We start from the raw sequence: 24,151 nt of genomic DNA, 5'->3' as shown, positions 1-24,151 counted from the left end.
GAAGCTGACTTCTCTTTCCTTCTCCTCCCCATGAGAATGGGGAGGTGGCGAGCAAGTGAGCCCCCTTATGGGGCGAAACGCGTCGAGACGGAGGGGTCCCGAGGGCCGCACCAATTCATTCAAATCTACCAGACAATATGCGCCAGCACATCGGCGCGCACAGCATTCAACACCAAAACATACCCCCCATCCGTCAGGTCGATCCGCACCGCCGTATCGACCTGCATGACACTGCCCTCGCTGACCACGCCGGCAAAATGCCCGGTCAGATGCAGCGTATCATTCTCGGCCGCGCTGAAGTCGTTGACGGTATCCTGCCCGCTGCCGGCAGCAAACAGGAACAGGTCGCTGCCGCCCCCGCCCCACAGCAGATCATTACCCGCCGCCCCTTCGACGACATCGCTGCCGGCTTCACCATACAGCCGGTCCTGACCACCATTGCCGACCAGGGTGTCACTCCCCGCCCCGCCATACAGCTGATCCAGGTCCGACGTCCCCCCGGCCCCGGCATCCAGACGGTTATTCCCGGCATTCCCGCTCAGGATATTCCCGACACCATTGCCCGTCCCGTTCAGGTCCCCCGTCCCCGTCAGGGTCAGGCTTTCGATCGTCGTTCCCTCCAGCGAGTAGCTGATCGGCGCGACAATCAGATCGAAACCATCCGTATCCTCGATAACATCGTCGCCATCGACATAGTAGGTATCGTGCCCGGCGCCCCCGCTCAGCGTATCGGCGCCGCCACCGCCATCAAAAACGTTGTTGTCGGCGAAACCGCGGAGCGTGTTGGCGGCGCTGTTGCCGGTGGCCTTGTTGCCGTTTCCGACGATGCTCAGGATTTCAACATTCTCAGGCAGGGTGAACGACACGCTGGTCGAGATCCGGTCCGTCCCTTCGCCGGCGTTTTCGAAAACCACATCGCCGGCATTTTCGATCCAGTAGCTGTCGTCCCCAACACCGCCGGCGGCATAATCGGCGCCTGCCTCGCCATGCAGCCAATCATCGCCGCCAAGACCAAACAGGGTATCATTCCCGTCGAGGCCCACCAGTTGATTGAAATTTTGGCTGCCGGTAATGACGTTGTCGAGTTCATTACCATAGGCGCCGATCAGGTTTGCGACCATATTCTCCAGGTTCGCCCCCAGATGGTAGTCCTCAACCTTGCTGACGAAGACGGTATCGATCCCCTCCCCGGCCAGTTCGGTCACCTTGTCGTACAGGTAGTTGATGACATAGGTATCATCCCCCAACCCGCCGGTCATGACGTCCAGACCCTGGGCCCCGTCGAGCAGATTGTTACCGGAATTACCGATCAGGATATTGGCCTGGCTGTTACCGATGGCGTCGATATTCGCCGCCCCCGTAAGGATCAGCGTCTCGACCACCCGGCCGACCAGCGAATAGGATGCCGACGCATAGATAAGGTCATTGCCCTCATTGTAGGTTTCGACCACATTGTCACGGCTGGCATCGACGTAATAGGTGTCGTCGCCTGCCCCGCCGGTCATGGTGTCGTTCCCGCCGGCGCCGTCGAAGACATTATTGCCGGCATTGCCTGTCAACCGGTTGGCCAGCGAATTGCCGGTCACCCCGGTGTTGCCGCTGCCGGTCAGGATCAGGTTCTCCACCGCCCGCCCGAACAAGGAATAGGTCACGGTCGAATAGACGGTATCCGTGCCCTGCCAGTGCGCTTCGACGACATTGTCACCGACGTTGTCGACATAATAGGTGTCGTCCCCCAGCCCGCCCTGCAGGACATCGGCCCCGGCCCCGCCGTCCAGCACGTTGTTGCCGCCATTGCCGACCAGCAGGTTGTTGAAACCGTTGCCGGTGGCGTTGATATGCGCCGCCCCAGTGAGGGTCAGATACTCGATCTGCCGTCCGGCCAGCGAAAAACTGACCGAGGCCCGTACCAGGTCTATGCCCTGGTTGGTGCCTTCCAGTACGCTGTCGTCGGAACTGTCGACGACGAAGGTATCATTGCCCATCCCCCCGCCCAGGATATCGGCGCCGGTTCCGCCATCGATCCAGTCATGGCCGTCGCCGCCGAAAATCGTATCCTGGCCGGCGTCACCGCCCAGTACATCGTCTCCGCCCACGCCGGTAACACCGTCATTCGCGACGCCGCCCGTATAGGTGTCATTGTCGGACGTCCCTGTAAAATAAGCCATGACCAAATCCTTAGGTTTTAACTCTAACAGTCTTCTCCTCCCCATTTTGCCTGCGGGCGAGGCTGGGTAGGGGGAGCGCTAAATGATGGCCTGTCCACCAAAGCCTTGGCGAAGGTGGAAGGGGTATCATTCTTACGTATTTCTCTTCTGCTAACGAACGCCTGAGGTCCTCTCACCAGACAATATGCGCCAAGACATTCGCGAGATTGGCGCTGCTGACCTGAATCGAATTTCCACCGCCCAGGTCGATCAGGACATTGGCGCCGGCTTGGGTCACAATCGACGTAAGTACGGCACCACCTGTGTAAGCGTGAATATTAATGCTGTCGTTAGCCGCTTCGGAAAAGTCGGCAATTACATCGACGCCACTACCTGCTTCGAACAGGAAGATATCCGCTCCATCCAGGCCGGTATAAAAGTCGTTTCCAGTGCCACCGTTAAGAACGTTTGAGGCGTTGTTTCCAACCAAAACATTGCCGTCAGCATTACCGGTAGCTGAGACAGCTTGTGCTCCGGTCAGTTGAAGCTGTCGCACCGTGGTCCCTGCTAACGTGTAACTAACCGTCGAAAAAATGACATCGCTTCCCCCTGGGCTATCAATCACCACATCCTCAGCATTTTGAACGTAGTAGCTATCGTTCCCGCCGCCTCCGACAAGTTGATTGATGCCCGAATTGCCGATCAACAGATCATTACCAGAGGTTCCCGTCGCATTGATGTCCGCCGTGCCTGTCAACTGTAATTCTTCCGCCCCGGTTCCTCCCAAGGCATAGCTGACCGTGCTGTAGATGCGGTCCACCCCTTGGCTATCCGTCACCGTATCCCCAGCATTTTGGATGACATAGGTGTCGTTACCCGCTCCACCGTCAAGAACATTGATTCCGTCATTACCCGTCAACGCGTTGTTTCTCGAATTACCAGTCGCGTTGAAGTTCCCCGTCCCAGTCAAAATAACGGACTCAAGCCATGCACCAAGCGTGTAGCTGGACGAAGCTACGACAACATCAGCCCCCGCCCATTCGCCTTCGATAATAACGTCGCCTGAATTGTCGATGAAGTAGACATCTCCTGACGTCCCCCCCGCCATCGTATCAGCTCCGACGCCGCCATCGAGGACGTCACTGCCTTGCCCGCCGTATAGTGAATCTGCGCCCAAACCACCCGTCAAATGATCGCCGTCTCTACCCCCGTCCAGCGTATCCGCCCCATCTCCGCCAGCAAGCGTGTCACTTCCGTCTAATCCATTAATGACATTCGCCCCCGAATTTCCAGTAATTGAGTTGCTCAAAATGGTCCCAGTACCGTAAATATTTGCCGTACCCAGCAGATCGAGGGCTTCAACAAATGTGTTCGGCATGGTTAAACCGATAGCTGTTCGAATTGTGTCGTATCCCTCCCCTGGTAGTTCTCGGACCTGATCACTGAGGTTATCAACGTAATAGATATCGTTTCCTGCCCCTCCAAACATAGAATCGCCCCCTCCAAGGCCGTTCAGGACATTGTTGCCCGTATTGCCTTTGAGGTAATCGTTCGAAGCGCTTCCCGTAATGGATAAATCTGCGCTCCCGCCCAAGCTAAAATACTCCACATTATCCGCACCAACTGTGTAATCGATATACGAGATAACGGTGTCTGCTCCTTCTCCATTGCTTTCCATAACAACATCTTCAGCGTTTTGAACGATATAGACGTCATTTCCCGCGCCACCTGTGAGGATATTTATGCCGGCGTTTCCAGTAAGTATATTACTATAGGCGTTCCCAGTACCATTGACATTCCCTGTTCCCGTCAAGGTCAGATGCTCGATATTGATCCCGAGGCTATAGCTGACCGACGACACGACTAGGTCATTTCCAGCGTTCAACGCCTCCACAACCACATCACCGGCGGAATCGATCACATAGGTATCATCCCCAAGTCCTCCGGCCAGGATATCATTGCCGCTGCCGCCATCCAGCCGGTTGGCCGCGCTGTTGCCCCAAATCTGATTGTTGGCCTCATTACCGGTGCCATCAATGACTCTGGTTCCGATCAGTTCCAGGTCTTCAACGTTCCATCCGGTTAGGCTATAGGTCACAGTCGAGAGAACGCGATCCTGCCCCTCCGCAACTCCCTCGACAATCATGTCTCCGGCAGCATTGACAACGTAGGTGTCGTTGCCCGCTCCACCCGCCATGGTGTCGAGCCCCTTGCCGCCGTCCAGCCGGTTATGGCCGCTATTGCCGGTCAACAGATTGGCGAGAGAATTGCCGATGGCCTGGCTATTGGCGCTGCCGGTCAGGATCAGGGTCTCGACCGCCCGCCCTACCAGCGAATAGCTGATCGTCGAGTAGATGGTGTCGTTACCCTGGTGGTGATCTTCCTCTACGATGTCGCCCGCCGCCTGGACATAAAAGGTATCGTCGCCACCGCCGCCGTACATGATATCATTGCCGGCGGCACCATCAATGACATTGTTCCCGTCGTTTCCGGTGATGATATTGTGCAAACCGTTGCCCGTCGCATTGATATTCGCGCCGCCCGTCAGCACCAGCTTCTCGATCGGCTGACCCGACAGGCTATAGGTTACCGACGACCGGATAGTATCGATCCCCTCATTGCCGAATTCGAACACCCGGTCCGCGCTGTCATCCACAATATAGGTGTCGTCGCCGTCCGCACCACGCAGCGTATCGGCGCCAGCGCCGCCGTCCAGGACATTGCCGCCCGCCGTGCCAAAGAGCCGGTCGCCGAAAGCCGATCCGGTTACATTCTCAACATCCAGGATCAGGTCCGTCCCGGCCCCGCCGGTCGCCTGGGCGGTGGCGATGGCCAGATGCACCTCCACAGCGCCGGCTGCGTTATGATAGCTGATTGTATCATTGCCATTTCCGCCGCGGACCGTATCGTTCCCGGCACCGCCGCTCAGCCAGTCATTTCCGTCCTGGCCTTCCAGAACATCGGCGCCGTTGCCGCCGTCGGCGACATCGTTGCCGTATCCGCCATAGAACCGGTCATCGAACGCACCGCCGTAAAAGCTGTCGTCACCCAACCCGAAATGGACCTCGATGACCTCAAGATTTTGGAGAAGTATCCCTCCCGCAATGTCGGTGCCGGCCGCCGTCGCCGCCAGGCTCATATCGATCCGGTAATTGGCTTCATGGTACCAGCGGTCCAGATCGAGATACAGGCTGTCCACCCCGTCACCGCCATCGATCGTGTCGCTTCCGGCCAAGCTGAAGATAACATCGTCCCCGGCACCGCCGCGCAGGACATCGTTGCCGAAACCGCTTGCGCTTAGGGGATTGATCACGGCGCCGTCCCACAGCACGTCGTCGCCGTCACCGCCGTGCAGGCTGTCGTCCTGGTCGCCGCCGTCCAGCGTGTCGGCGCCGGTGCCTCCGCGCAGGGTATCGTTCCCAGTCCAGCCATCTTGCCGGCTGCCCCCGCTGGCATCCTGCAGCAGGTCGTCGCCGGTTTCACCGGCCAGCACGTCGAATCCGGCGCCCCCCAGCAGGGTGTCGTTGCCCCATCCGCCGGTCACATCGTCGTCGCCATCATTCCCCTGGAGAAAATCATTCCCGCTGCCGCCGGAAAGCGTGTCATTGCCACCGGCTCCGCCCGCCGTATCGTTGTCCAGCCCGCCGGCAAACGTGTCGTCACCCGAAGTCCCCACATAATACATGGCGGTCCCTCACTTCGTTGAATGTAAATTGTCGTTTGAAACGCTACGCGGCACAGAGGCTCACGACTACGGCCGCACATCTGTCGACCCTGTATTGACGCCCCCATCGCCGAAACCTGTCGTTAACTATGAACGCCCGACCGTCATCCTGCAACCCGTCACCTGGCTGCGTGCACGAAAAGGTGACCCGCCTCACGCGCTTTGCAAATTTTTACATCACGACGATATTGCTCGGAGATTTTCGTAAATTTGTTGTGACAGCAGGCTTTGCGGTGAAAAAATGCCTGAGGGTTTACCAGACTTTTACCCCCGGCGCCCATATCGTCGGACATTGAGTAACCTTGGTATGTTGCATGCGTCTCACAGCTTTGATCCTCGAAGACAGCGCCACCCAGGCGACAATTATCCGCCGGATGGTTGAAGCGCGCGGCTGGTCGGCCCTGCACTTCACCGAGGTCAAGGACGCCCTGGAAGCGGTTCAGATCATGGATATCCGGGCGATGTTCCTGGACGTCTATGTCGGCGACCGCAACACGCTCAGACACTTCGATCGTTTCCGCATGCTCGCGCCAGGGGCGGTGATCGCCCTGATGACGGCCGGCTCCAAGGAGACCTCGATCGCCGACACCCTGGCCCAGGCGCGCAAGTACCAGGCCGACTACCTGATGCCCAAGCCCTTTACCGAACCCCAGGTCGGCGATGTCCTGACCCGGGCCGAAAAAGGCGGCCCCCTGCACAGCCGCCACGTGCTGGTCATCGACGACAGCCGCACAGTGTGTCTGTTCGTCAAATCCGCCCTGGAAGCCGAGGGCTACCGCGTCTCGGTGGCCCCGACGATGGAGACGGCCTTCTCGAGTGTCGACATAGCCCACGTCGACCTGGTGCTGTGCGACGTCTTCATGCCGGGCATGGGCGGCCTGAAGGGCATGCGCTCCATCCGCTCGACCTGGCCGAAGGTACGGCTGATCTCGATGTCGGCCGGCATGGAGAACAAGGTATCCAGCCTTGAAGCCCTGAACGCCAGCCGCCGCATCGGCGTCCACGGTCAGATCTGCAAGCCCTTCACGAAGGAGGACCTGCTCGAAGTGGTCGAAGCCGTCCTGGAACCCATTCCCCACATCCCCGACACCCCCGCAAAATCCGTGATGCTGTAACCCTTTCCTTGGCACTGAATCTCGAGCAAGGGCCACATGCGGAAGTTTCGAGCGCCCTCCTCCCTACGAATGCCTGCCGGCGAGGCTGGGGAGGGGGACCCCGAAGGGGTGGAGGGGTATCTTACTGCAAGCGCAACAGATAAAGACTGCCCCTAAGCCAGCACCCTATCCATCTTCCTTGCCAACTGATCCGGCGTAAACGGCTTGGACAACAACTCGACTCCTGGATCCAGTACACCGTCGCGCGTCACTGCGTCATAGGTATACCCGGTCATATACAACACCCGCAGCTCCGGCCGCATCACCTTCGCCGCCTTCGCCAACTCGCTGCCCAACATGCCGGGCATGATAATATCGGTAAACAGCACCTCGATCTCCGGATCATCGGCCAGCAGTCTTAGCGCTGCCGCCCCGCCATCGGCCTCCGCCACCCGGAACCCCAGGTCGATCAAGACCTGGACCGCGATCGCCCGTACCCCGGCCTCGTCCTCAACGACCAGCACCTTGCTGCCGCGCTTCGACGGCCTGGCCTCGGACAGGGCGACCTCGGCACGCGCTTCAACCGGCCCGCCCCGATGTCGCGGCAGGTACAAAATCACCGTCGTTCCCTCGCCTGGCACTGACTCCAGATCCGCATGGCCGCCCGACTGCTTAAGATAGCCGTGGATCTGGCTTAGGCCCAGTCCGGTCCCCTGCCCCACCCCCTTGGTGGTAAAAAACGGCTCGAACGCCCGCGCCAGGACCGCCTCGCTCATGCCGATGCCCGTATCGGTCACGGTCACCACCACATGGTCACCTTCATTCCAGGTCGCGATGATCAACCGCCCGCCGTCGGGCATGGCGTCGCGCGCATTGACCGCCAGGTTCAACAGGGCGTTCTCGAACTGCACCGGATCGATCTTGGTCGTCCACAGCCCTGCCTCCAACCGCAAGTCCACAGCGATCCGCTCGCCCAGCGTCGCATGCAGCAACTCACCCATGCCCGAAACCAGCCCGTTGACATCGACCACCACCGGCTGCAGCGGTTGCTTGCGCGCGAAAGCCAGCAGACGCCTCGTCAGGCTGGCGCCCCGCCGCGCGCCGTCAAAGGCCGCCTCTATGTGATGGCTGATCTGATTCTCGCCGCGCGCAAGCCGTCTCTGCGCCAGATCGAGATTTCCGATGATGATGCCCAGCAGGTTGTTGAAGTCGTGCGATATCCCGCCGACCAGCTGACCGACCGCCTCCATGCGCTCATACTGCGCCACCTTGGCCTCGGCCTCGCGGCGGCTTTCAATTTCTGCGCGCAATTCTGCCGTCCGCTCTTCGACCCGCCGCTCCAGCGACTGCAGAAGCTCCTCACGCGACACTTCCAGTTTTTTAGAAGTCTCAAACGCCCGGGTCACCCCATCGACCAACAGCACCATCAACACCGCCGACAGGGCATAGACTGCCAGCGCCATGCCGCTTGACGTCCACGGAAAGTTGAAGGCGGTTTCGGTAGGAAACAGGAACCGCCACGCCAGCCCGCCGGCCAGGACGGCACACACCGCACCCGGCCACCGCCCCCAGAAGGCGCTCAGCAGGATAACCGGTACAAAGGTAAGGAACGGCACCCCCTGCCATTGGGGCGCAACAGCCATGCGAATCCCAAGGCTGATAAGAGCCAGCCCCGCCGCGGCGCCACAAGCCACCACCGGACGCGCCGCCATCCACGCTCTTACATCCCACAGCCACATACCGGCATGCTAACGCAACCCGGCGCCGATGGGAAGTTGCCCGTTGACAGCCGATGCAAATGGGAGCACCGCTGAATCTGTCCGGGCAGACTGGGCGAACACAGCACTGAGGGAGCCTCTATGCACTACGATTTCATCGCCTTCATCGGGCGTTTCGAACCCTTCCATAATGGCCACATGGCGGTTGTCCGCCGCGCGTTGGAAACCTGCGACCGCCTGATCGTGCTCGTCGGTTCCGCGCAGTCGGCGCGGTCGACGCGCAACCCCTTCTCGGCTGCCGAGCGCGAGGTCATGATCCGCGCCGCCCTGGGTGCCGACTCCGACCGGGTCATCATCCACCACCTGGTCGACCATCTCTACAACGAAGGCGCCTGGCAGGCCGACGTCCAGGAACATGTCGCGGCGGCCATCGTCCAGTCCGGGAAGAGCCCCGCCGATGTCCGCATCGGCCTGATCGGCCACGATAAGGACGAAAGCTCGTGGTACCTACATGCCTTCCCGCAGTGGGACCGGATCGACGTGCCCTTCGCCACCACTCTGTCGGCGACCGAGCTGCGCCGCCACCTGTTCGCGGCCGACGAAGGCGCCCTTCGCCTGGTCCAGGCCAATGTCCCCCAGGCGGTATATGAAACCCTGCTGGCTTTCAGAAAATCCAAGACTTTCAACCTCCTGGCCGACGAACAGCGCCATATCGACAGCTATAAAGCTGCCTGGGACGCCGCCCCCTACCCGCCGACCTTCGTCACGGTCGACGCGGTCATCGTCCATTCCGGCCATGTCCTGCTGGTCAAGCGCGGCGCTCATCCGGGCAAGGGCCTGTGGGCCCTGCCCGGCGGCTTCCTCAACCCCGAAGAATCCCTGCTCCAGGCCGCTATCCGCGAACTGAAGGAAGAGACGCGCATCAAGCTGCCCATTCCCGTCCTGAAAGGCAGCCTGAAAGGCCGTCAGGTCTTCGACGATCCGGACAGGTCGCAGCGCGGCCGCACCATCACCCACGCCTTTTACTTCGAGTTCGCCAGCGGCGACCTGCCAGCGGTGCGCGGTTCGGACGACGCCGCCCGCGCTCGCTGGGTCCCCCTGGCCGAAGCCCGCCGCCTGCGCGAACACCTGTTCGAGGACCATTTCTTCATCCTCGAACACTTCCTGGGAACCGCCTGATTTCCTGCTCAAGGGGATAGACCCCGACGAGCTCAACCACAGAAGGAGCTTCTGTCATGACCAATCCGATCCTCAATACCGACAGCTACAAGGCCAGCCACTACCTGCAATATCCGCAGGGTACGCAACAGGTCTTCTCGTACGTCGAAGCCCGCGGCGGCCCCTATCCCGAGGCCCTGTTCTTCGGCCTTCAGGCCATCCTCAAGGCCGAGTTCGCCAACCCGGTCACGGCTGCTGATATCGACGAAGCCCGCGACCTCCTCCCGGCCCACGGCTTGCCCTTCCACGAAGCCGGCTGGCAGCTATTGCTGGACCGCCACGGCGGCCGCCTGCCGCTCGAGATCCGCGCCCAGCCCGAAGGCACCATCGCCCCCGTCCATGTGCCGATGATGACGGTGGTCAATACCGATCTCGACTTCTTCTGGCTGACCAGCTATGTCGAAACCGCCCTGCTGCGCGTCTGGTACCCGATCACGGTGGCGACCATCAGCCACGGCGTCCGCCGCATCATCCGCGACGCCCTGGTCAAAACCGCCGACGATCCCGACGGCGAACTGCCGTTCAAACTACACGACTTCGGCGCCCGCGGCGTCTCCTCGCACCAATCGGCGGCCCTGGGCGGCCTGGCCCACCTGGTCAATTTCCAGGGCAGCGACACCTTGGCCGCCATTGTCGCCGCACGCAAATTCTACCACGAACCCATGGCCGGCTTCTCGATCCCGGCAGCGGAGCACTCGACGATCACCAGTTGGGAACGCCCAAACGAACAGGCCGCCTACGCCAACATGGTCCAGCAGTTCGGCAAGCCCGAGGGCCTGTATGCCGTGGTTTCGGATTCCTACGACCTGTACCACGCCGTCGACCACATCTGGGGCGAAGCCCTGCGCCAGAAGGTCATCGACAGCGGCGCCACCCTGGTCGTCCGTCCCGACAGCGGCGATCCGGTCGAGGTCGTGTCGAAAACCCTGCACCTGCTGGCCAATCGCTTCGGCACGGACACCAACACCAAGGGATTCCGCGTCCTGAAAAACGTCCGCGTCATCCAGGGCGACGGCGTCAATCCGGTCAGCATCGCCGCCATCCTCGACCGCATCACGGCCGAAGGCTTCAGCGCCTCGAACCTGGCCTTCGGCATGGGCGGCGCCCTGCTGCAGAAGTGCGACCGCGACACCCTGCAGTTCGCCTACAAGGCATCGGCCGCCAGGGTGAACGGCGTCTGGCGCGACGTCTACAAGGACCCCGTCACCGATACCGGCAAGCGCTCGAAACGCGGTCTGCTGGGCCTGACTACGGACCTGAAGACCACCGCCGTCCGCGACAGCGACTGGCAGCCGGTCAACGGCGGCGACAACCTGCTGCAGCCGGTATGGCGCAACGGCGAACTGCTGCGCGACGAGCCCCTGAGCGCCATCCGCGCCCGCGCCGCTTCCGCCTGATCGTGACATCCCCCTGCGTCGATGTTAAACTCGTAGCTCAGGGGGATATCATGACCAATCGCAATACCATCGATCGCCGCACCCTTCTGTTGTCAGCCGGCGCCCTGTCTCTGAGCGCCTCCGCGACAACGGCTGGCGCTGCCCCCACCGCTACCAGACGATGTGGCTAAGCACGTCGGCCCGGGTTGCGTTGAGCACCGTAATGACATCGGTCGCCGTCAGTGTGATGACCACGTCCGCCCCTGCCTGGACAACCATCCCTGCATTGGCAACGCCGCCTGTGTAGGCGTTGAGGTTGACGCGGTCATTTTGTGCCGCGCTGAAATCATCGATCCGGTCGCGCCCGCTGTTCGCGGTGAACAGGAAGGTGTCCGCCCCCAGCCCGCCGATCAGCACGTCACGCGCGCCAAGACCGTTCAGGACATTGTTGCCATCATTGCCGGTCAGGGTGTTGCCCAGGCTGTTGCCCGTCGCGCTCCACCCGGCCGGCCCCATCAAGGTCAGGTTCTCCACCAGGGTTCCGCCCAGCGCATAGCTCACCCAGGAAACCACAAGGTCCTTGCCCTGCCCCGCTGTCTCGATGACCACGTCTCCGGCCGATTGCACATAGTAGGTGTCATCCCCCAAACCGCCGACCAAAGTATCGTTGCCGCCGTCGCCATTGAGCAGGTTATTACCATCATTACCGGTCAATCTGTTGCTGGAACCATTGCCCGTCGCTTCGAGATTACCCGTTCCGGTCAGAACGAGATCCTCGACAAAATCCGACAGCCCGTAGTTGAACCCGGCCAGAAGCAGGTCCGTTCCACCGTTGGCGGCTTCGATGACAACATCCCCGCCATCGACCACGTAGGTGTCGTTGCCATCCATCCCTATCAGCGTATCGGCTCCGGCAGCGCCGTCCAGTCGGTTAGCGCCGGCACCGCCGGTGATCATATTCTTGTGGCCGTTGCCTGTTCCATCGCCCAGCCCAAACCGAAGGTTCTCGAAATTGGCGGCCAGCGTTCCGCCGACGCTGGAGATTACCTCATCGATCCCCTCGCCGCTCGCCTCGATCAGGGTTGCCGTTGAAATGTTAACAATGACGTAGGTGTCGTTACCGGCGCCGCCGACCAGGGTCGAATTTTGCCCCCAAGGATTCTCCAGCCGATCGTTGCCGGCCTCTCCCAGCAAAAGGTCTGTACCGTTGGTGATGAACGTGTCGTTTCCCGTCCCGCCCTCCAGTTTGTTGGTGCCAGCGCCACCTTCCAAAGAGTCGTTGTCAGCCCCCCCAATCAGGGTGTCATTCCCGGCGTCACCGACCAACCGGTCGTTGCCAACGCCCCCAACAATCGTGTCATCTCCGGTATAGCCCACCAGAAGATCGTCTCCCGCATCCCCGCTCAGACCGTCGTTGTCTTCATAACCCCGAAGGACATCGTTACCATCTCCGCCGGAAAGGATATCATTGCCGATACCACCGCTTAACGCGTCCTGACCGGCATTGCCAGTCAACGTGTCGCTGCCTTCCTGACCGTACAAGGAGTCGTCGGCGATCCCGCCAGTCAGCCGGTTACCCAGGCCGTTGCCCCGAATATAGCTGTTTAATGTACCGGTCTGGACCACGTCTTCGATGTAGCTGCCGAAAAGATCGACACCTCCGGCAAAGTAAAGCAGGTCACGTCCGCCCCCGGCGGTTTCCACGAAAGAATCGCGATAACCACCGTAATAGGTATCGTCGCCCAGCCCGCCGATGAGTGTGTCCCGGTCGGTATCCGCTCCCCCGTTCAGAACATCGTTACCATCGCCGCCAACCAGACTATCACGGCCGGCGCCACCGAACAGACTGTCGTTTCCCGCATTCCCGTTCAGGGTGTCATTGCCAGCCGCACCGTCTGCCGTGTCGGCGCCGCTCGTCCCCACGTAGGTGTCATTGCCCGGCGTCCCCGCATAGACCGCGGCGATCGGCGAGGCCGATGCCTCAAGGACAGGGTTCCCCAGAACAGCATTTAACACCGTGTCGCGCTTTATCGTATTGATACCCGCCATAATCATCCCCATCGCAATTGTTTATAAAATCTTAACCCATTGTGACAGTGGATCAATCTGCTGGCAATACCAACGGTAACCGCGAACCGGAACCGACTCGGCCTTAGAATAAATCTTTTGAGTTGCCTTATTGAGCGAAACGGCCGAAAACTTCGCCAACAAAGATAAGTCACAGGGAACACCATGCTCCGTCTCAGCCTGTCCGCCGCGCTCGCCGCCACGGTCCTTGCCACGCCGGCCCTCGCGGCGCCGCAGTTCGCCAAAATATTCACCGACCACGCCGTCATCCAGCGCGACCAGCCGGTCACCGTCTGGGGCACCGCCACGCCCTCCCAGGCCGTCACCGTCTCGCTGAACGGCCAGTCGGCCACCGCCACGGCCGACGCCGCCGGCAAATGGCGCGCCACCCTGCCCGCCATGACCGCCGGTGGCCCCTTTGTGCTGACGGCCGCGGCAGGAGGTGAAACCGCCACCCGCAACGACATCCTGGTTGGCGACGTCTATCTGTGCAGCGGCCAATCCAACATGGAGTTCTCGGTCCGTAACTCGACCAATGCCTGGGGAGCCCTGATGGGCGCCGGCAACAACAATATTCGCTTTGCCAACATCCAGAAGGACAGCCAACCCCTGCCGCTGGACGACCTGACCCATCCAACCGAATGGAAGGTGTCCGGCCCCGACGTCACCGGCGACGCCTCGGCCGTCTGCTATTACATGGCCCGGTCACTCCAGGCCCGATACCAGGTCCCGGTTGGCTTCATCAATTCGAGCTGGGGCGGCACCACCATCGAAAGCTGGGTCGGGCCGTCGTCGCTGAAAACCGTCCCGGCCTTCGCGGAAGGCGTCGCCGCGGTCGACCAACTGGGGACCAATCCCGCCAAGGCCATGGCCGATGAGGAACAGCGCCAAGAGGCGTGGTGGGACGCCCACGACAAGAACGCCAAGGCCGAACGCGCCTATATCTCGCCCAAGTACGACGACGCCAAATGGCCGTCCCTGACGCCGGTCGGTTCGTGGAAGGCCGCGGGCATCGACGAATTCAAATCCCACGACGGCGTCAGCTGGTTCCGCACCACGGTCGAGCTGACCCAGGCCCAGGCCGCCACGGCCAACCAGCTGGTGCTCGGGCCGATCGACACCTACGACACCGCCTGGGTCAATGGCACCCGCGTCGGCGGCGCCAGCATGTCGTGGATGTGGCGCGAGTACAATGTCCCCAAGGGCGTGTTCAAGGCGGGCACCAATATCGTCGTCCTGCGCGTCCTCAGCGGCGGCTGGGAGGGCGGCCTGACCGGCCGGCCGGAGAACCGCGCGGTGAAGACCAGCGACGGCCAGTACATCCAGCTCAAGGCCGACTGGAAATACAAGCTTGGCATGGCTTCCAAAGGCCTGTCCGTCCCGCCGGCGCCGTGGAACGTCCCGACCAGCCTGACCACCCTCTATAACGGCATGATCGCGCCGTTGAAGGGCTACCACCTCAAGCTGGCGGCCTGGTACCAGGGCGAGGCCAATGTCGGGCGCGGTGAACAATACCGCACCCTGCAACCCTTGCTGATAAAGGACTGGCGCGAGACCTTCGGCCAGCCCGACATGCCCTTCCTGGTGACCCAGTTGACCGCCTTCGGTTCGACTGCCAGCCAACCCGTCGAGTCCGGCTGGGCGGAACTGCGCGAGGCCCAACGCCTCAGCATCGCCAAGGATCCCCACGCCTTCACCGCCATCACCATCGACTTCGGCGACCGTTCGGACATTCACCCGACGCAGAAGACGATCGTCGGTGAACGCCTGGCACGCGCCGCGCGGGTCGTGGCCTATGGTGATACCTCGATCACCCCGGGCGGTCCGGAAGCCATCTCGGCCACGCGGTCCGGCAACGACATCGTCGTCGCCTTCAAGAGCACCAATGGCGGCCTGCGTACTTATAGCTCAGACCTGGCCATCGGTTTCGAAGCCTGTGCTGGCGGCACCTGCCACTATGTTGCGGGTTCGCCGTCGGGCGATACGGTGGTGCTGAAAGGCGCCGGCGCCGGCGTCACCAAGGTGCGCTATGCCTGGGCGGATTCGCCGTTCGTCAACCTGTTCAGCGCCGACGACCTGCCCGCCGCGCCGTTCGAACTCACCGTTCAATAGATTTTGATTGCTTTCCAGCGGAAACTGACGCCAGTTTCCGCCACGGCACCCCTGTGCCTAAAAAATAATAAGTGGGGAGAGACACAAAGTGAGTACCGAAGACGAGGTTTACCGCCGCATATATGACGACCCGAGGTTCCAGACCCTGGTCAAAAAGCGCGGCCGTTTCGCCTGGACGCTGGCCTTCATCATGCTGCTGGCCTATTACGGCTTCATCACCCTGATCGCCTTCGATCCCAAGCTGCTGGGCATACCGGTCAGCCCGGATACGGTCATCACCTGGGGCATCCCGGCGGGCATCGGCCTGATCTTCCTCTCCTTCCTGCTGACGGGCATCTATGTCGTCCGCGCCAACGGCGAATTCGATCGCCTCAACCGCGAACTCCTGAAGGAGCACGGCCAGTGACCCGTTTTCGTCCCTACCTGATCGCCTTGCTGCTGGCCGTCCTGCCGGCCGCCGCCCTGGCCGACGCCCTCACCGGCGACGTCCACAAACAGGGTATCAACGTCATTGCCATCGGCATGTTCCTGGCCTTCATCGTGTTGACCCTGCTCATCACCCGGTGGGCGTCCAAGCGATCGGCCTCGACGAAGGACTACTACACCGCCGGCGGGAAGATCACCGGCTTCCAGAACGGCCTGGCCATTGCCGGCGACTACATGTCGGCCGCCTCCTTCCTGGGGATCTCGGCCCAGGTCTTCACCTCGGGTTTCGACGGCCTGATCTATTCGATCGGCTTCCTGGTCGGCTGGCCGATCATCCTGTTTTTGATGGCCGAGCGTCTGCGCAACCTGGGCAAGTTCACCTTCTCCGACGTCGCCTCCTACCGCCTGGGCCAACGCCCCATCCGCTTCCTGTCGGCCCTGTCGTCCCTGACCGTGGTCGCCTTCTACCTGATCGCCCAGATGGTCGGCGCGGGTAAACTTATCCAGCTCCTGTTCGGCCTCGACTATATGGTCGCTGTCGTCCTGGTCGGTTGCCTGATGGTGCTGTACGTGCTGTTCGGCGGCATGCTGGCCACCACCTGGGTCCAGATCATCAAGGCCGTCCTGCTACTGTCGGGCGCCACGTTCATGGCGGTCATGGTCATGCGCTCGGTCAATTTCGATTTCGGCCAGTTGTTCGCCCAGGCCGTGTCTGTCCACGCCAAGGGGGACGCCATCATGGCCCCCGGCGTGCTGATCACCGACCCGATCTCCGCCATTTCGTTGGGCCTGGCACTGATGTTCGGCACGGCCGGCCTGCCCCATATCCTGATGAGGTTCTTCACCGTCCAGGACGCCAAGGAAGCCCGCAAGTCGGTCTTCTACGCCACCGGCTTTATCGGTTATTTCTACATCCTGACCTTTGTCATCGGCTTCGGCGCCATCCTGCTGGTCGGCACCAATCCGGCGTTCAAAGATGCAGCCGGCGGCCTGTTGGGCGGCGCAAACATGGCGGCCATCCACCTGGCCAAGGCTGTCGGCGGCGACCTGTTCCTGGGCTTTATCTCGGCTGTCGCCTTCGCCACCATCCTGGCGGTGGTAGCCGGTCTGGCCCTGGCCGGCGCGTCGTCAGTGGCGCTGGACCTCTACACCCACGTCCTGCGCGGCGGCCAGGCCAACGAAAAGGCCCAGATGATCGTGTCCAAGGTGGCGGTGGTCCTGCTGGGTGTCCTGGCCATCGTGCTGGGTGTGGTCTTCGAAAAGCAGAACATCGCCTTCATGGTCGGCCTGGCCTTCTCGGTGGCGGCGGCAACCAACTTCCCCATCCTGATCCTCAGCATGTACTGGTCGCGGCTGACGACGCGCGGCGCGGTTATCGGCGGAGCTTTGGGCCTGATCACGGCCCTGACCCTGACCGTCCTGTCGCCGACCGTCTGGGTCGATGTCCTGCACCATCAGGCAGCCATCTTCCCGTACAAGTACCCGGCCCTGTTCGCCATGATCGCGGCGTTCGGTGGTATCTGGGCCTTCTCGGTGACCGACAACTCCGCCAAGGCCAAGGCCGAACGCGACAAGTTCTTCGCCCAGTTCGTTCGCTCCCAGACCGGTCTCGGCGCCTCGGACGCGGTGGACCACTAAGGAGGTAAACCTCTTCAATTGACAGCCAAATTTGGTTATTTTACAACAGACACATAAATTTGGCTGTCTGGAAAGAATCAATGGAAACATTGAGTGAAAAGCGCCGCGCCGTGCTTACGGGTGATATCATCAAATCCTCCGTTCTCGCGTCAGACAAACTTGCCGCCGTCCGCGCAAATCTTGTTCAGACAGTCAACGATTTTCAGACTGCATGGCCGAATAGTGTGGTGGGTGAACCGGATTTTTTTCGAGGTGATTCCTGGCAGTTGCTGTTAACGGCTCCCAGCCACGCCTTACGCTTGTCCCTTCTGATACGTTCGAGATTGCGCGCCAACGAAAGAATTGACACCCGTATTTCAATCGGAATCGGCAGCATCGAAAATGTCGAGCAAGCCAGAATTTCGATGTCCACAGGTGAGGCGTTTACGCTTTCGGGTCGCGCACTGGACGATATGGGCAGTTATATCCAGTTGACCGGCGCCTTACCGAACACCGCGGGGGCCATCGCAGATTGGGTACCTTTGACACTTCAACTTTGCGGCGTCATGATGCGCTCATGGACAAGACGCCAATCGGAAATCGTAAGTCAGGCGCTGATCATGAAAGCACCCGAGCACGAAGAAATCGCCAGGCTATTGACGCCGCCGGTAGCAAAGCAAACTGTGACAAAGTCCTTGCAAGCTTCCAATTGGCGTTCCCTTGTCAGTGTGATTAAAGTTTTCGAAAACACCGACTGGGACGCGGACGCCTAAAAAACAGAACAGCCCACACCGACTGTCTATACCTAGACAGCGCGATTTGACTGCCGAGAGGACACATCCACGTGGCCACATTTCTTGCGCTTTTTGCAGCTCACATGCTGTCGGACTTTGTGTTGCAAACGGAATGGATGGTCGCAAATAAGAGACGGCCCGCGATTCTGTGTCTTCACATTCTCATAACCGTTGCCGTTGCAGTCGTAATCATGGGGGGCGCTCCGCTGCCGCTTCTCGCTGCGTTGGCCGTATCGCATTTCTCGATGGATGCTTTGAAAACGTACGTCTTGAAAGACAATATATCGAGCTTTCTTGGAGACCAGATATTTCACATCGCGATTCTTGCGATCCTTTCATGGATTTATCCGGACACCTTTGAACAATGGTGGTGGCCTCAATGGCTTTCAGAGGCCGGTTTGAAACTCTACCTGACCGGTCTGACCCTCCTATCCGGAATAGTCGCAAACCTCCTGTTTGGTGCCTTTCTTATCCGAAAACTTACCGCGCAGTTTACCACCCAGATAAGAAGCAACATAAAAGGCCTCGAAAAGGGAGGATTTTACATTGGCCTCCTGGAGCGTGGCCTTGTGATGCTCTTCATTTTGATCAATCAGCCAACAGGTGTCGGTTTCCTCATAACCGCCAAATCGATTTTACGTTTTGGAGATGTTAAGAATGCTGCCCAAAGGAAATCCACCGAATACATAATCATTGGCACATTCATGAGTTTTGGTTGGAGCTTGTTGATTTCCGTGATCACCCAATCCTTAATGAAATACTGGTGATAACCCTTATCTCAGCCGCGAGCCCCTTAGCCCTCGGAGAATCATGCTGGCCAATGAGAAGCCCTACAAAAACGGATTGTCCTTGTCGGCATAGCGCTGGCCGATGAACTGCGTGTTGTGCGTAAAGGCATCCAGGTCATGCTGGGCCAGGCTGCGCATCATGTCGTCCAGCTTGTCCTGCATCTTGTCCAGGCTTTCATCCAGGATGAAGCTGGCCGACTTGCCGGTCTTGCGGAAGATCTCGGCGCGGTGCGCCGGCGGAATATCGATATAGCTCTTCACCAGCTTGGGCAGGTGCAGATCGCGCATCTGCTCCAGATCGAACCGGTTAATTCCGGACGTCGCCTCACGCGAGGCAGCATCCTGAACCTCATCCAGCGTCACGAGTATCTTGCGGATTCGTGTCTGGGCGCTGGGCGGGATACGGGTATCGTTATATTCGACCCGCACGGGAGAGGTCGCCGGCGGCAAGGGCGCCGGCGCTGGCGAGGGCTTGGAAAACAGCCTCCGAAAGAACTCCACGATATTCATACCCGACAAGAATAACCCGTGAGTCGTAAAAAATGAACCACGGACGAAAGGCTTAGTTCAGGGCCAAGGGCGAATTTCCGGAATTATCCGCCATATTGCCCTGAGCACGCGCGATATAGCCCTTGGCCTTCTCGGTCTCATGCGACAGCGTGTCAACCGTCGTCTTCATATTGGCCAGCGCCTTGATCTTGAATTCGTCGACCGCATCCATGGTCGCATAGATGTTGGCGAAGGCGCGCTGCAGGGTTTCGACATGGATGGTCGCCGAGGTCGCCTGCTCATGGATGCGCGCCGTATTCGACTTCAACAGTTCGCTGGTGCTGGCGATCATGTTCGAGGTGGTGGTATTCAACGCCGTGATCTGGTCCAGGACCAGCTTCTGGCTGGCCAGGGCCTGGGCCACCGTCACCGCCGTGCGCAGCGCCGCGATAGTGGTCGTCGACGCCCGGTCGACGCCCTTGATCAGTTCGATATTGTTCTTCTTTATCAGGTCCAGAGCCAGATAGCCCTGCACCGTCACCGCCATCTGGGTCAGCAGGTCGGTGGTACGTTGGCGGACATAGAACAGGGCGGATTCACGGATGGCCCGCGCCTTGGTCGGGTCGGAGGCGTCCAGTTCCGCCGCCTTGTCCTCCAGCTTGCCGTCCAGCGTCTTGGAGATGTGGATGACCTGCTCCAGCTTGCCCATCATCTCCCACATCTTGCGGCGCTCGCCATCGATGGCGACATTATCCTGCAACAGTTCGTCCTTGCCGCGCGCCAAGGTTACCAGGATGGCATTGATATGGCTCTGGGCCGACTGGTACTTGTCGAAATAGGCCTTCAGCTTGTTGCCGAACGGAATGAAACCGAACAGTTTGCGCGGCTGCAGCAGCGCCCCACCGCGCGACGGATCCAGGTCCTCGATGGTGTGACGCAGGTCGATCAGCGAATTGCCGACACTGCCCTCGCCGTCCATCTGCCGGGTCGGCCGATCCAGGAAGCGGTTGCTTTGCGACGACAGGGCGGAGATCTCGCGCTGGCCCAGGCTGTTGAGCTGGTTGATCTTGGTGCCGAAATCCGGGCTGTTGGCGTCGACGCTGATCAGGTCGGCCACGAAGGTGTCGACCTTGCTCTCCAGTTCGGTCTTCACCGCGGTCTCGATCGGCACCAGGCCCGCGGCCTTTTCCACGGGGACAACGGCGACAGGTGCCGGCGCTTCGAGAACGAGATCACTCATGGTCGTGTTTCCTCCGGAACGTCGATATCGACAGGCGGTCGCGCGCGACTCTGCGACACGCACCACTGATAATGCAGTCGCGGCCGGCAGGCGAGTATTTAAATATCGTCATGAAGGCCCCCCTCCCGTCGGCGTCGACTTACGCGACGCGGCTGTCCGCCGTTAGCAGTCCCTCGGTAATACCATAGATTTGCGCGCGCTGGGCGATATTTTCCGCCCAGCGGCTGTGCGTTGCCGGCTCGCACATGCTGCCATTCGCCCCGAACACCGCCGGAGAGGCCGCGTCCAGGATGGCGCGCGCCTCCATGATCTCCGCCGGCGTCGGCTTGTACAGGCGCTGGATCACCGGGATCTGGCTGGGATGGACCGCCGTCTTGGTCAGCAGGCCGTGTTCGATGTCCTGCTCGACCTCCTCGGTCAGCAGGGCATGGTCGCCATAATGCTCGAACACCGGCGCCGAGACGCTGAAGCCCTGGCTGGAAAAGGTCGCGGCGATATTGCGGATAGCAACGCCCAGCAGGCCGTCATAGGCGGTGCGGTAGCGTGACCGGCGAACCCCGATCAGGCCCAGTATATCATTGCCGCCGATCCGTACGGCCAGCACCTGGTCGCGCCACGGCAACAGCAGATCGCGCAGCCGGGCCAGCGCCGCGATATCGAACGCCTCCTCGCCTTCGATGCTGGGCATCAGGCGGTGCCCCCCCAGGCCCGGAACGTTCAGCCAGCTATGGGCCGTTTCCGTGCTCACCTTGGGCAGGACGAACCCTGCCAGCCGCTCGACCCCGGGCATGGCCAGGATCCGCCCCAGCATCTGCGGCGTGCGCGGACGCACGAAGACATGAACCGCCGGCGTCAGGCCGGTGAAGCGCTGCAACACGATCTTCAACGCCTGCTCGGCGCGGGTGGTTTCGTCTTCGCGGATGGCGTCTTCGAGACAAATGACCATGGAGCGCAGGTCGGGACAGGCGCCGTAGGCATTCTCGAGTGCCGCCGGATTGAGCACCGGTGTATATAAGGTCGCCCCCAGCTCGATAGCCCTCATTCCTGCTCACCCTTCAAACGCTTGATAATCGTCACGGCCCGGTAGCCGCCCAGATCCCGCTCCACCACCGGCACCGCGGACGTCGCCGCCAGGTGCTGCATGTGAAGCGTCTCCGGATCCGCGGCGTCACGGATAAAAACCCTGTCCGGCACCCGGCGCAGGAGGGCGCGTGTCGCCTCGGCTATGCCCGGTTTGATGCGGTTTACGTCGCCGACCGCATACTTGTCCATAAGCTCGCGCAGAATTGCCTGGCTGGCGGTTCGGGCGCGCCCGGCCTCCGTCAGCGACCACGGCGACGACGCACCGTCTGCCGCCGCTGTCCACACCGAATCCAGGAAATGCCGGGTCAGATCGTGCGGCCCATGGTCGGCCTGGAACAGGCAGGCATGAAAATCCGACGGCCCGACCAGGTCCTCGGTCAGGACGGTGCGGCTGATCAGGCCCGATACGATGCCGTTGAGCAGGCCGCTGGGGATGACATAGTCGTCGACCGTTGCCGCCAGGCTAGCACAACCGGCGGGATCGGCAACGACCGCCAGGAAGGGCGCAAATCCGATGTCTGCCCGGGCCAGCGACGTCTGCAGTTCGCCGGAGATGGCCCCCTTCCCCGTCCAGCCGTCCAGGAAGACCGAGGTCGCCGTGCCGTGGCGTTGCGCGATATGGCGCAGGGCGTTGAGGTCGATACCCCGGCCGCGAATGATGCTGACGGTATAGTGAAAGGTCGTGACGCCCGACCGCTCGAGGCACCGTTTCAGCAGGACGCCGATCGGCGTCCCGGCGCGCGCCAGCGAGATGATCACGCATTGCGTCGCCGTCTGCGGCCGCGCGGCGATCTTGCCGGCCAGGGTTTCGATATCGCGTTTCAACCGGCCGGCATTGCGCGCCAGGGCTTCGTGATAAAGCTGCAGGTAGCGCGCATCCGGCACCTTTTCGGCCGACAGCATTTCGGAATAGTGTTTTGCGCCCGATTGGATCAGGCGCTCTTTCTCTTCGATCGCAACGTGCGCGATATGCGCCGGCTTCAGCAGCATAACCACATCAACCGGCGCAAAGGTGCCGCAGAAGTGCGCCGGCCGCGCCAGAACGGGTTCAGTCAATCCAGACATTGTCACGAACCTGGCTCTTCCACAGTTGGGATTGGGTCGGCGTCATGGCGAAGTCGCAAAGGTCCATGAAGCCGACATCGGACTGGCTGTCGCCCATGCCGATGACCGGCGTATCGGGATGGGCCTCGCGCAACCGGTCAATCAGGTATTTCACGGCATGGCGTTTGCTTAGCCAGCCGGGCAGATAGGCCAGATTGTTGCCGTTGCGGTGCACCCGCCACCCGGCCGGCAAACGGCCAGCCAGGTCGCGCTCAACATCGACCAGACTCTCGCCGTGGTCGCGCTCGCTCTTGATGTAGAAATACTGCGTCTGTCCATTCTCCGCCGCCAGCCAATGCCGGAAGGCGGAGCGATCGAGCCCGTCCGTCAGGGCGGCATAGACCTCTTCGACGGCCTCGGCCTTGCGCGCATCGGCCAGTAAGCGGTCATGCCAGGCGGCGTCGATCCCGCCGTCGGCGTCGATGATACAGCCGCCATTGCCGCAGATCGCCGGCGCCTGCTCGATATCGACCCGGGCCAGCACATCGCGGCTGCGCGCCGTTACGGGGATCACCTGCCCGATGCGCAGCCAGCTCAGCATATGTTCCTGACGTCGCGTGGCATAGCCGCTGGGACTACCGTCGGCCAGCCTGCTCATCAGCCGCAAACCCTCGGCCGATCCGTCCGGGCACTTTCGGGCGGTCTGGAACAAGGTATCGTCGAGGTCGGCCAGGATGATGGGCGCTGCGGTCATGTGCCACCACGACCATAGCTGCAGCCAAACACTTCAACGGGAATGTCCCGCCCCAATAGGGACAGGGCCGCGCGCGCCTCGTTTTGCTGGTCTTTCACCACCTCGGTCATGATCCACAGTCTGTCCGGGCGATGCCCCAGAAGATTATATAGGAAGCAGGGTGCACCGCTTCCATAGGCATCCGAAAAGCGCGATACGCTCTGCATGGCGGCCCCCAAAATCGCCGGACTGCGGGTAATGCACTGCACCGCCGCGATGGCACCCTGAGCCTCGGCGTCTTCGGCCGCCAACAGCGCTTCGTAGGAATGCTCGCCGTCCCCCAGCACCAGAATACGCTCGCCAGGCACAACGGTGACCGCCGGCCGCACCGCCCGTTCCGAATCGCGCAAACCGGTGCGGCTGCGCATGCCGCCGGCCGGTGCCGCGCCGGCCTGGTTGGAGGCCGCCGCCAGGACCGGTG

General features: G+C 61.2%; 18 protein-coding genes. 8 read left to right on the top strand and 10 right to left on the bottom strand.

From position 1 onward, the window contains the following. Positions 1 to 125: 125 nt before the first annotated feature. Positions 126 to 2,168 carry a beta strand repeat-containing protein gene (locus ABAC460_RS47050; protein ID WP_023455872.1) on the bottom strand — a complete coding sequence of 681 codons (2,043 nt, stop codon included), beginning with the start codon at positions 2,166 to 2,168 and terminating at the stop codon, positions 126 to 128. 172 nt (positions 2,169 to 2,340) lie between these two features. Next, complete coding sequence (locus ABAC460_RS47045) at positions 2,341 to 5,832, bottom strand: beta strand repeat-containing protein (RefSeq protein WP_023455871.1); 3,492 nt, start codon at positions 5,830 to 5,832, stop codon at positions 2,341 to 2,343. A gap of 353 nt (positions 5,833 to 6,185) precedes the next feature. On the opposite strand from ABAC460_RS47045, the gene ABAC460_RS47040 reads away from it, so the two are divergent. Then, complete coding sequence (locus tag ABAC460_RS47040; RefSeq protein WP_052012832.1) at positions 6,186 to 6,986, top strand: response regulator; 801 nt, start codon at positions 6,186 to 6,188, stop codon at positions 6,984 to 6,986. 152 nt (positions 6,987 to 7,138) lie between these two features. Here the strand turns inward: ABAC460_RS47040 and ABAC460_RS47035 are convergent, their stop codons facing one another. Further along, a complete protein-coding gene (locus ABAC460_RS47035; RefSeq protein WP_162150357.1) occupies positions 7,139 to 8,677 on the bottom strand; it encodes an ATP-binding protein in 1,539 nt (512 codons plus the stop codon). 147 nt (positions 8,678 to 8,824) lie between these two features. Here ABAC460_RS47035 and ABAC460_RS47030 point away from each other — a divergent pair, with 147 nt between their 5' ends. Both ABAC460_RS47030 and ABAC460_RS47025 read left to right on the top strand, forming a co-directional pair. Beyond that, positions 8,825 to 9,862, top strand: a complete 1,038-nt coding sequence (locus ABAC460_RS47030) for a bifunctional nicotinamide-nucleotide adenylyltransferase/Nudix hydroxylase (protein ID WP_023455868.1) — start codon at positions 8,825 to 8,827, stop codon at positions 9,860 to 9,862. A gap of 56 nt (positions 9,863 to 9,918) precedes the next feature. Next, complete coding sequence (locus ABAC460_RS47025) at positions 9,919 to 11,298, top strand: nicotinate phosphoribosyltransferase (protein ID WP_023455867.1); 1,380 nt, start codon at positions 9,919 to 9,921, stop codon at positions 11,296 to 11,298. 150 nt (positions 11,299 to 11,448) lie between these two features. Here the strand turns inward: ABAC460_RS47025 and ABAC460_RS47020 are convergent, their stop codons facing one another. Next, positions 11,449 to 13,326: a calcium-binding protein gene (locus tag ABAC460_RS47020; RefSeq protein WP_023455866.1), complete on the bottom strand. Its 1,878-nt coding sequence runs from the start codon at positions 13,324 to 13,326 to the stop codon at positions 11,449 to 11,451. 183 nt (positions 13,327 to 13,509) lie between these two features. Here ABAC460_RS47020 and ABAC460_RS47015 point away from each other — a divergent pair, with 183 nt between their 5' ends. From ABAC460_RS47015 to ABAC460_RS46995, 5 genes are all read left to right on the top strand, one after another. Next, positions 13,510 to 15,456, top strand: coding sequence for a sialate O-acetylesterase (locus tag ABAC460_RS47015; RefSeq protein ID WP_023455865.1), 1,947 nt, complete (start codon positions 13,510 to 13,512; stop codon positions 15,454 to 15,456). A gap of 88 nt (positions 15,457 to 15,544) precedes the next feature. Then, entirely contained in the window at positions 15,545 to 15,862 is a 318-nt protein-coding gene (locus tag ABAC460_RS47010; protein WP_023455864.1) for a DUF485 domain-containing protein, read from the top strand. Continuing rightward, the gene (locus tag ABAC460_RS47005; RefSeq protein WP_023455863.1) at positions 15,859 to 17,520 is read left to right on the top strand and encodes a cation acetate symporter; all 1,662 of its coding nucleotides are present in this window, start codon (positions 15,859 to 15,861) and stop codon (positions 17,518 to 17,520) included. The genes ABAC460_RS47010 and ABAC460_RS47005 overlap by 4 nt, the downstream gene beginning before the upstream one ends. An 80-nt stretch (positions 17,521 to 17,600) precedes the next feature. Next, positions 17,601 to 18,272 (top strand): hypothetical protein, encoded by a 672-nt coding sequence (locus ABAC460_RS47000; RefSeq protein WP_023455862.1) that lies wholly within the window; start codon positions 17,601 to 17,603, stop codon positions 18,270 to 18,272. Between the two features lie 71 nt (positions 18,273 to 18,343). Next, positions 18,344 to 19,060, top strand: coding sequence for a DUF3307 domain-containing protein (locus ABAC460_RS46995; RefSeq protein ID WP_023455861.1), 717 nt, complete (start codon positions 18,344 to 18,346; stop codon positions 19,058 to 19,060). A gap of 63 nt (positions 19,061 to 19,123) precedes the next feature. Here ABAC460_RS46995 and ABAC460_RS46990 read toward each other — a convergent pair whose 3' ends face one another. The 6 genes from ABAC460_RS46990 to ABAC460_RS46965 form a co-directional block, all read right to left on the bottom strand. Then, complete coding sequence (locus tag ABAC460_RS46990; RefSeq protein ID WP_023455860.1) at positions 19,124 to 19,591, bottom strand: hypothetical protein; 468 nt, start codon at positions 19,589 to 19,591, stop codon at positions 19,124 to 19,126. 52 nt (positions 19,592 to 19,643) lie between these two features. Beyond that, positions 19,644 to 20,810: a toxic anion resistance protein gene (locus ABAC460_RS46985; protein ID WP_023455859.1), complete on the bottom strand. Its 1,167-nt coding sequence runs from the start codon at positions 20,808 to 20,810 to the stop codon at positions 19,644 to 19,646. Between the two features lie 139 nt (positions 20,811 to 20,949). After that, positions 20,950 to 21,852: an HpcH/HpaI aldolase/citrate lyase family protein gene (locus ABAC460_RS46980; RefSeq protein WP_023455858.1), complete on the bottom strand. Its 903-nt coding sequence runs from the start codon at positions 21,850 to 21,852 to the stop codon at positions 20,950 to 20,952. Next, positions 21,849 to 22,958: a cysteine protease StiP family protein gene (locus ABAC460_RS46975; protein WP_031237573.1), complete on the bottom strand. Its 1,110-nt coding sequence runs from the start codon at positions 22,956 to 22,958 to the stop codon at positions 21,849 to 21,851. Before ABAC460_RS46975 ends, ABAC460_RS46980 begins: the two co-directional genes overlap by 4 nt. After that, positions 22,942 to 23,691, bottom strand: coding sequence for a hypothetical protein (locus ABAC460_RS46970; protein WP_023455856.1), 750 nt, complete (start codon positions 23,689 to 23,691; stop codon positions 22,942 to 22,944). Before ABAC460_RS46970 ends, ABAC460_RS46975 begins: the two co-directional genes overlap by 17 nt. Next, positions 23,688 to 24,151, bottom strand: a 464-nt coding sequence (locus tag ABAC460_RS46965) for a TRSP domain-containing protein (protein WP_023455855.1), incomplete at its 5' end; no start/stop codon positions are given. The genes ABAC460_RS46970 and ABAC460_RS46965, both read right to left, overlap by 4 nt.

The sequence above is a fragment of the Asticcacaulis sp. AC460 genome, assembly GCF_000495795.1.
In the GTDB taxonomy this organism is placed as follows: Bacteria; Pseudomonadota; Alphaproteobacteria; order Caulobacterales; family Caulobacteraceae; genus Asticcacaulis.
The sequence above is the reverse complement of the archived record's forward strand: the minus strand, read 5'-3'. Positions and strand labels throughout refer to the sequence as shown.